The sequence below is a fragment of the Acinetobacter gyllenbergii CIP 110306 = MTCC 11365 genome, assembly GCF_000413855.1.
Classification (GTDB): Bacteria; Pseudomonadota; Gammaproteobacteria; order Pseudomonadales; family Moraxellaceae; genus Acinetobacter; species Acinetobacter gyllenbergii.
The window spans coordinates 21,992-30,848 of sequence record NZ_ATGG01000046.1 but is presented as its reverse complement, the minus strand read 5'-3'; the positions used below and the strand labels follow the sequence as shown (position 1 = coordinate 30,848).

Genomic DNA, 8,857 nt, shown 5'->3' with positions numbered 1-8,857 from the left:
ACTCATTTGGAAAAAGCCTTGGCAATCAATAAGACCAAAGCAAGTATCCATAAACAGTTTGCTGGCGACAATAGCAAGAGTGAACCACCTGATCCCTTCCCGAACTCAGAAGTGAAACCTCTTAGCGCTGATGGTAGTGTGGCACTTGCCATGTGAGAGTAAGTCATCGCCAGCTTTTAAATCTAAACACCCCCTCCGCTAACGCTGAGGGGGTGTTTTTTATTGCGGGCAGAAAAAAAATAGGAAAAATGTTGTGCACAGTGGTGGTATATTTCACTCACATATAAAACAAATAGCACTAAAAGAGCAAATATGGTTTATAAATTAAGTGATCAGTTAGATCACATTGGTAATTCTCAATATATTTTTGAAGCTTATAATGAATATTTAAGGGAAAATCGAAATAAATTCCCAACGAGCATCTTAAACCTGATCGCCTCTGGGCAGTGGCAGGGTGGAAGTGGTTCAAAGGCTCCGTATTATTGTGAGTTACAGGATATTGAGATCATTGATTTTGGAAAAGCAACAGCTCGTCTTATCCTCACGTTAATAAAAAAAGATTATAGGGATTATAAAGAAAAGCCTTTTCAACTTAGATTGATTTATCAAGGTTTGCTAGAACTCAATATCCCTTATCAAAAAGAGATCTCAGTAAATCCTTTTATGTGGCGCTATGATGAATTTTTATTTTTTGATCCATGGCGTGGTTATGGACATAATGAGAAAATGTTCACCCATAATATTGAATGGGTTGGGAAAAATGTCTGGTCTATTACAGCAAAAGACTTAATTGCTACTTGGGAAGATTTATGAGCATTGATGAAAGTTTGTTTATTTAAAAATAAATCATTATCTGGAAAAGGCTTTGGTACGAAGAACACTGCTCTGAGTTAAGATCAAAGCAAGTATCTATAACAATTTGCTGGGGACAAGGGTAAACCACCCGATTGCTTCCTGAACTTAGGAGTGAAAGCTCTTAGTACTGATGGTAATGTGATACTTGCCATATGAGCGTAAGCCATCATTAGGATTAAAATACCAAAATTCCTTCACCTGATGGTTAAGGGGGGGGTTTTGTGTGGTGTAAAAAGAAATGAGAGGGAAAAATAGGCTAAACTCTTCGCTTCAGTGAGAGTAAGTGATTTCTGGCGATGGAGTTCATGAATTAATACTAAAAATGATAAAAATATTTGCAGTTTGAGCTGTATATGTAATGATGATGAAGCAACATTTGAATATTTAGAATAGAGTTTATTTGTGTATAGATGCGTAAATTAGTTAAAAAGCGGAAAAAGTATCAGGTTAAACCTACCGATCCAAATAATAGCAATAAATTTAATCAGTTTGAGATGATTGATACCGTTCCGAATAAAGATGGCTCTAAATATGATTTGCCTGTTCATGGTCAGGTAGCTCCTTTTTGGAGGACTATTTTTCAATATCTAACGTTGGTTTTTGCGCTATTTCTCTTATTTATTTTCATATCTCTAGCACTTGTATTCTTAGATGAAATTATTGATCTAGGCCATCTGGATATGGATCAATTTATTGCAGATCAATGGATTAAGTTGCTTTTAGTCGCTTTTATCACGCCTTTATTGATTCTATTTTTCTATTCTAAGCCCAGAGCAGCTCAAAAAAAGGCTGTTAAAAACTACATAATAAACGATGATTATATTGAATTTATCTTATTAGATAATAGCAAAGAATACTTGGAATTTGATCAAGTTACCAATGTAACTATTATTCCCGCAAGGGCTGGTAATTATATATTCTCTGTTCTTTATAATTGTAATAATACGGGTAATCACGCCAAAATATACAATTTATTTGAACCTGATTTTACAATGTTAAGAATCTATCCATTGAAAAATAAAGAATTCATGCTCAGTGTTTTTTTACAGCAGTTAAGGAAAAAGAATCCCTCGGCACATATAGATTCTTTGTTTAGCTTTCTTTTATGTATTGATCCTGAGACATTAATGCTGGATGTGGATCGATTAAATAGAGAAAAGAAGATGAATAATATTTTTTGGCTAGCAATGGCTATTTTGGTTGTTGGATTATTGTTTTTAATTTTTTGGTATGAGAATTAAGCGCAGAGATTTAAATTTTAGGTGAATTATGTGTTTTGACTTAAAGGTGTTTTATCCACATAAAGAAAAAAATATGACATTAGATAAAGTATTGCTGATTTTCGGTTTTTGTTGTTTAACAATTATAGGGATCTTGTTTTCTATAAAGTCAGTCTATGCTTCCAATTTACTTCATGTTTTTAATTTTTTGGTGCTTTTGGCTATTGTTGGGTATGTGGTCAGAGGAATTAGACGAAAAGGAAAAATACAGAATTTACATGGGAGGTGTAGTGGATCAATCGTTTTTTCTACTTGTAAAATCAAGATTGATGAAAATGTTTATGACTGTAGTGAAATAAAGAGTTTGCTTATTTATAGCCATGACTATAGAGGAAAACCATTGTTGTATTCTATGGATAATATGCTCTCCAATGGTAGTAGTAATGAGATTATAGTGAAATTTAAAAATAATAATGAGTCTAAATTTTATTTTATTCAGGAAAATAGGAATGCAATAAAAAAATATTCACCCATATTTGAAAAGTATATTAATGAAGATGGTATATATGTGGACATTGTTGATTTTTGAGATGAGTAATGGATATAAATGATCTCAAAGAGAAAAACTTGTATGATTTTACTTTTTTCTGTTTCCGCTGTAAGGTTATTGTCGGTATATTTTTAAAAACTAATCATAAATAATGATTGAAGGAAATGTCTATGGCAACCGATCAACAATTTCCAGCGCCTGCGAACCTCGGTATCGCAGTGTATTCAAATAATGCCGAAGCGATTGGTAACACGCCTTTAGTTCGGATCAATCGTCTCATCAAAACAGGTGCAACGGTACTGGCAAAAGTAGAAAGCCGTAATCCAGCATTCTCCGTGAAATGCCGTATTGGTGCAGCATTGATTGCAGATGCGGAAAAACGTGGTGTACTGAAAGCAGGCATGCAGATTGTTGAGCCAACCAGTGGTAATACAGGCATCGCTTTGGCATTCGTTGCAGCAGCAAAAGGTTATCCGATTACCTTAACCATGCCAGCCAGTATGAGCTTAGAGCGTCGAAAAGTACTAAAAGCTTTAGGTGCAGATCTTGTGCTGACCGATCCTGCCAAAGGTATGAAAGGTGCAGTTGATGAGGCTGTTCGTTTGGCCACTGAAAATCCAGAACAATACTTCTTACCTCAACAGTTTGAGAATCCTGCCAATCCACAAATTCATACAGACACCACTGGGCCTGAAATTTGGCAGGCCACCAATGGTCAAGTGGATATCTTGGTTGCTGGTGTGGGAACGGGTGGAACGATTACTGGGATTTCACGTTATTTTGAACAAGTTCAGAATAAAGCACTTTATTCAGTTGCGGTTGAACCTGCAGAATCACCAATCATCACTCAAACTAAACGCGGTGAAAGCATTACACCTGCACCACACAAAATTCAAGGGATTGGCGCAAACTTTATTCCTAAGAACTTAGACTTAGACCTTGTTGATGAAGTGCTGCCAGTGAATAGCGCAGATGCCATTGAGTGGGCAAGAAAGTGTGCAACTCAAGAAGGGATTTTAGTTGGTATTTCAAGTGGTGCGGCATTGGCGGCAGCAGCACAAATTGCAGAACGTCCTGAAAATGCAGGTAAAACCATTGTGGTGATTTTACCTGATAGCGGTGAACGTTATTTATCTTCAGTCTTATTTGAAGGTTTGTTTGACGAAGCTTAATTTCGTTATTCAGCCAATAAAAAACCATGCTTGAGGCATGGTTTTTTATTGATTTTAAAGCGCTTTCTTTAGTGTTTTTTCATGGCGTTTGACTGAACGTGCATATTTTTTGGCTTTATGACGCGTCCAGAAACTACGTTCGTAGCCTGTTGGTCCGACATTGTAATAGGCCACAGCTTTAGACCAACTGCCAGCAGATCTATAGTAAGTCGAAAGGACGTGTGCACCACAGTTAATATTGACATTTTCATCATAAAGATTACCAGGGCAAGACTGACGCCAATGGCTGGAAATAATCTGGGTTAAACCGATTGCACCTGTTGGTGAACGTGCGGAGCTGTTGTAATTCGATTCTTGGCGGATCAGGGCGGCAAGTAAAGTTGGAGAGACATCATAACGCTCGGCACTTTGAATGATCATTGGCGATAAGCGATTGGCTGTAGTTGGGGAAACCGAATAGGCATTTTGCAAGCCTGAGGAAAGTTGATTTGAGCGATTGGCAAAGGATCCGCTTAAACTGCTACAAGCAGATAGACTGATTGCAAGCACAACAAGACTGATCTTTATAATGGTTGAGGCAAACGGTTTGAAGGTCGTATGTTGATCAGAAGAAGTTGATGTGATGTGCAAAATCAGAACCCGATACCAAACAGAAGTATAAGGATGGTATGCACTCAGTTTAGGTGAGTCAATAGGAGTTATTTTACGGTAATGATGGGACTTGAGTGAGTCATAAAAAAGCCCCGACATCCTGTCAAGGCTTTCTCATATTTGGTTTATTGCCGTCAACTCCTGTCAACGACCACATCCTGTGTGTCTTATTATTCTGAATGAGACATCCTGTCTCTTTATGATTTATAGATTAGGGGAGTTATATCATCTTCGATATTCGGCAATCACCACAATTTCTGTAGGTTTTGACTGACAACAAGTGTTTATAGTGCTTCTTTTAAGCTTTGTTCATGGCGTTTAACTGAGTTGGCATAGCGTTCAGCTTGCTGACGCATATAAGGACTTCTTCGATAACCTGTGGGTCCAACATTGTAATAACCGAGGGCTTTTGACCAATCACCTGTGGATTGATAGTAGTTCGCTAGAATGTAGGCACCACAATTGATGTTGACGTGTTCATCATATAAATCACCAGGGCAGAACGGTTGCCAGAATTTTGGGCGTACTTGGGTTAAACCGACCGCATCTGCTGAAGACCGAGCACGAGTTCTATAGCTCGATTCTTGACGGATCAGCGCAGCCAATAAATGTGGTGAGATATTATGGCGCTCAGCGGTTTGTAGAATGATGGGAGCAACACGATTTGCAGTTGTTGGAGAAACTGAAAAAGCGCTTTGAATGCCTGAAGCAAGTTTTTGCGAGTGGTTAATACTCGGTCCTTTGGTACTGGTACAAGCTACGGTGAGGTGAGTACTGAAAAGAATGACACCTAATTTGGCAAAAGAGATTTGAAAGCGGGAAAAAGAAAATTTCTTGTAAATTATCATCGTGAAACAATTCGACCGTCATTTATAAAACATGCGGATGGTAGGGAGCAAGTCGGTGGCAGTCAATGCAATCTGTAGGGGAAAATCGTTTAGTTTTAGATATTTTGTTGCATAAAAAAGCCCCGACATCCTGTCGAGGCTTTCTCATATTTGGTTTGTTGCCGTTAACTCCTGTCAACGACCACGTCCTGTGTGTCTTGTTGTTCTGAATGAGACATCCTGTCTCTCTATGATTAATATGTTAGTAAATTGATCTCATCAGGTATATTCGCCAATCACTACAGTCACTGTAGGCTTTTACTTACAAAGTGCAAATTAACGTTTCTTGAGAATCCAGCCGACCAACCTCTGTGCAATTGGCGCACAGACCAATACGCTAGGAAAGGCAAACATCCACGCCACAATCCATGCTGACATCCACATCGAAAAGAAGTGATCGATGAAGCCAACTGCCTTCAATGTGGTGATGCCTGAGATTAAAAAAGACATCATGCAGGAGAGAATGAGTGGAAATAATAAACTTGCTGCTTTCACTTGATCATGTTCCTTGATATGCATTTAAGCTGAATGCAAAATTTTGTCCAAATAACTGAGCGGTTTTAATATCGCCAACATCAAAAGCATCGGCAGCACTGGCATGTTCGGCGTGTGCCATTAGTCCAGACCAAGACCCGAGACGATTGGCGGCTTGTGTATACGGAACACCTTGATGTTGTTCAGGTAAAATCGGGTTGCCGATCCATATCATACCGTGTTGCATCGAAAAGGTGAAAAGTGAAATCAGAGTGGATTGTTTATCCCCTGCGGGCAGTGAGGAAACCGTAAATCCTGCGGCTAATTTTCCTTTAAATGCCTGCTTCTTCCATAAAGGTCCGGTGTTATCCATTAGTTGTTTGAATGTGCCAGAAACCCCACCGAGATAAGTCGGTGAACCCCAAATCAGTCCATCATAGAGACAGAGTTGCTCGGGTTGAGACATTAACTGCTCAGCGGTGAATAAATCAATTTTAATCTGCTCAACTTGAGCTGCACCGAGTTGAATTTGTTGGGCAATAAACTGGGTATGGCCCTGACGGCTATGATAAATAATGGCAATGGATTTCATGGTTTGGCTCCTTATTGGAACAATGCAAGCAATTGGGCGCTGAGATATAAACCGCAGCCGAAAATAGCGTGGTTAATCAGACTTCGTAGACAGTTGCGTAAAGGTTGTGCCGTTTTAGCGGAGGCAATGCCTGCCCCCATAGCCGGTTGCATGATGAAAAATGGAATGAGCACTGTGATCACCCCGAAAATAAAGGCAGAGGTGAACTGTGGTTGCAATAACCATGTTTCTCCTATCATCAGAACAAAGCTGAAGGCAAAGAGGATACCGACACTGTAATGTGCCAGCCAACCCAAGGAATATTCATGTCGAATAGTAGGACTTTGCGCAATCGATGCATGGATGAACTTGCCCCGAAACATCCAGCCCATCCAGCGCCCCAGCAGAGCAAAATTTAAGATGGGCTGATTGAATTTTTTTAAGATAAAAAGCCAAATATCCATCATCAGTGTGGCACCGATACCTAAGCACAGGATTTGAAATAACAGTTCCGCAGTTCCCATTTTTTCACCTTGATCTTTTTTGCATAAAACGCGATAAAGAGAGTGTGCAAGTTCAAGTCAACTTGAAGTCAAGAGGTATTTATGGATATTGGAGAAGTTGCTAAAAGAGCAAATGTTGCAACATCGACTTTACGTTTTTATGAAGAGAAAGGGTTGATTAAGTCGATTGGCCGTTCTGGACTACGCCGACAATACGGTAAACAAGTGTTAGATCAACTAGCATTAATTGCTTTGGGGCGGGCGGCAGGTTTTTCCTTAACTGAAATTGCACATATGTTTGGAGAAAATGGTCAGCCTGAATTGGATCGAGCCATGCTCAATCAGAAAGCAGAACAACTAGAGCAGATGACCCGACGTTTGCACTTTATTAGCGAGGGACTGAGACATGCCGCGGTGTGTCCAGCAGAGAATCATATGCAGTGTCCAACCTTTCAAAAGTTTTTAAAAGCGGCGATTGCGGGCGAATATCAGCCGACCAAACTTGATTAAGATCGAAGCGATGGCAGTGCAGTGATAGATAAAAAAAGCATTGCGTTACATTGTCATCTTTTCGCCATAAAGACTTCATGTTATTGCAGTAAAAGCGTCATAAAAACTTGTTTTAATTTGCCTAATTTTTTACCAAATGTATAAAACTATGAACAAGAAAACTTTATTGGCGCTTTTCTGTTGTAGCGCTTTGGGTTTAACTGCCTGTAATGATGATGACAATAATCAAGACCACAATACAACGCTTGAAAAAGTCACCGAACCAACACTGATTTCATTCGCCAAGCTTCCTGTCGCAACCTATGCCGCTGGGCCAGATTCAGGCAAAGCGGTGAGTGGCGCCAATGGCATTTACCCACCCTTTAAAGGACAACCTGTACAGGGTTTTTCTGCTGCTTTAAAAAATCAGGATGGCAGTTATATGGCCATGGCCGATAATGGTTTTGGCACACAAGATAATTCAGCTGATTTCTTATTACGCATTTATAAAATCAAAGCTGATTTTAAAACCAAGAGCAAAGGCACAGGACAGGTACAAGTACAAAGCTTCATCCAATTACGAGATCCGAATAAACGAATTCCTTTTGAGATAGTGAATGGCAATACGCCAGAACGTTTATTGACAGGGGCTGACTTTGATCCTGAATCGATGCAGCGTGCGCCAGATGGTACCTATTGGATTGGTGATGAATTTGGCCCATTTTTATTGCATTTTTCTGCAGAGGGCGTGTTGCTCGATGCACCGATTGCTTTGCCCAATCCATTTAATCCAGCTCAAGAATTACGTTCACCACAAAATCAGCTGAATAAAGCCAATATCAATTATGTTGAGCCGTTGGTTGGGCGCAGTAGTGGTTTTGAAGGCATGGCGATTTCACCTGATGGCAAATACCTGTATCCATTACTGGAAAAGCCACTCGTCAATGATGCGACAGGAAGGCTGTTAATTTCTCAGTTTGATCTGCAGAAAAAAGCTTATACGGGGATTTATTATTGGTTTGTACTGGATAGCAAAGCCACCAACATTGGCGATTTCCAGCTGTTTAATGACAAAGAGGGCATTATTATTGAGCGAGATGTCAGCCAAAATAATCTTGGCGGGCATAAGAAACTGATTCGGATTAAATTCAATGAGCCGAAGCAGGTGGTGGCACGTGAAGACTTGGTCGATTTAATCAAGATTGCCAATCCTCATGGGTTATACGGTACAGCACGGGAAGGGGATATCGGGACAGGCAAGGTGTTTGCTTTCCCATTTGAAACCATTGAAGATGTGATTATCGAAAATGGCACGACTTTGACGGTATTGAATGACAATAATTTCCCTGGTTCATCAGGACGCAATGCCAAACTCGCCGATGATAATGAGATCATTCAGATCCGTTTGCCTAAAGCATTATTTTAAACATTTGATAAAAATGGCCGAAATGATCATTCCGCATTTTGGCTGAGGGCGTATACTGG

11 protein-coding genes and 1 rRNA gene are annotated in these 8,857 nt (G+C 39.7%); 7 read left to right on the top strand and 5 right to left on the bottom strand.

The features are described from left to right. Positions 1 to 60 precede the first annotated feature (60 nt). The 5 genes from rrf (at position 61) to cysK (ending at position 3,797) form a co-directional block, all read left to right on the top strand. A 5S ribosomal RNA gene (gene rrf, locus F957_RS02890) occupies positions 61 to 175 on the top strand. A gap of 137 nt (positions 176 to 312) precedes the next feature. Then, positions 313 to 813 carry a hypothetical protein gene (locus F957_RS02895; protein WP_016540756.1) on the top strand — a complete coding sequence of 167 codons (501 nt, stop codon included), beginning with the start codon at positions 313 to 315 and terminating at the stop codon, positions 811 to 813. Positions 814 to 1,265: 452 nt separating this feature from the next. Then, positions 1,266 to 2,096 carry a hypothetical protein gene (locus tag F957_RS02900; RefSeq protein WP_016540757.1) on the top strand — a complete coding sequence of 277 codons (831 nt, stop codon included), beginning with the start codon at positions 1,266 to 1,268 and terminating at the stop codon, positions 2,094 to 2,096. Between the two features lie 73 nt (positions 2,097 to 2,169). Next, the gene (locus tag F957_RS02905; protein WP_155762618.1) at positions 2,170 to 2,664 is read left to right on the top strand and encodes a hypothetical protein; all 495 of its coding nucleotides are present in this window, start codon (positions 2,170 to 2,172) and stop codon (positions 2,662 to 2,664) included. Between the two features lie 131 nt (positions 2,665 to 2,795). Continuing rightward, positions 2,796 to 3,797: a cysteine synthase A gene (gene cysK / locus F957_RS02910; RefSeq protein ID WP_016540758.1), complete on the top strand. Its 1,002-nt coding sequence runs from the start codon at positions 2,796 to 2,798 to the stop codon at positions 3,795 to 3,797. A gap of 54 nt (positions 3,798 to 3,851) precedes the next feature. Here cysK and F957_RS0120690 read toward each other — a convergent pair whose 3' ends face one another. From F957_RS0120690 to F957_RS02930, 5 genes are all read right to left on the bottom strand, one after another. Further along, positions 3,852 to 4,367 (bottom strand): lytic transglycosylase domain-containing protein, encoded by a 516-nt coding sequence (locus F957_RS0120690; protein ID WP_032860602.1) that lies wholly within the window; start codon positions 4,365 to 4,367, stop codon positions 3,852 to 3,854. A gap of 365 nt (positions 4,368 to 4,732) precedes the next feature. Continuing rightward, entirely contained in the window at positions 4,733 to 5,296 is a 564-nt protein-coding gene (locus F957_RS02915; protein ID WP_016540760.1) for a lytic transglycosylase domain-containing protein, read from the bottom strand. Between the two features lie 315 nt (positions 5,297 to 5,611). After that, the gene (locus F957_RS02920) at positions 5,612 to 5,830 is read right to left on the bottom strand and encodes a DUF2798 domain-containing protein (protein WP_016540761.1); all 219 of its coding nucleotides are present in this window, start codon (positions 5,828 to 5,830) and stop codon (positions 5,612 to 5,614) included. A 4-nt stretch (positions 5,831 to 5,834) separates the two neighbouring features. Next, complete coding sequence (locus tag F957_RS02925; RefSeq protein ID WP_016540762.1) at positions 5,835 to 6,401, bottom strand: flavodoxin family protein; 567 nt, start codon at positions 6,399 to 6,401, stop codon at positions 5,835 to 5,837. A gap of 11 nt (positions 6,402 to 6,412) precedes the next feature. Continuing rightward, positions 6,413 to 6,904, bottom strand: a complete 492-nt coding sequence (locus F957_RS02930; RefSeq protein ID WP_016540763.1) for a DUF2938 domain-containing protein — start codon at positions 6,902 to 6,904, stop codon at positions 6,413 to 6,415. Positions 6,905 to 6,985: 81 nt separating this feature from the next. Between F957_RS02930 and F957_RS02935 the strand changes: the two genes are divergently transcribed. Continuing rightward, the gene (locus F957_RS02935) at positions 6,986 to 7,393 is read left to right on the top strand and encodes a helix-turn-helix domain-containing protein (RefSeq protein ID WP_016540764.1); all 408 of its coding nucleotides are present in this window, start codon (positions 6,986 to 6,988) and stop codon (positions 7,391 to 7,393) included. 148 nt (positions 7,394 to 7,541) lie between these two features. Beyond that, positions 7,542 to 8,798 carry an esterase-like activity of phytase family protein gene (locus tag F957_RS02940; RefSeq protein ID WP_016540765.1) on the top strand — a complete coding sequence of 419 codons (1,257 nt, stop codon included), beginning with the start codon at positions 7,542 to 7,544 and terminating at the stop codon, positions 8,796 to 8,798. Positions 8,799 to 8,857 lie beyond the last annotated feature (59 nt).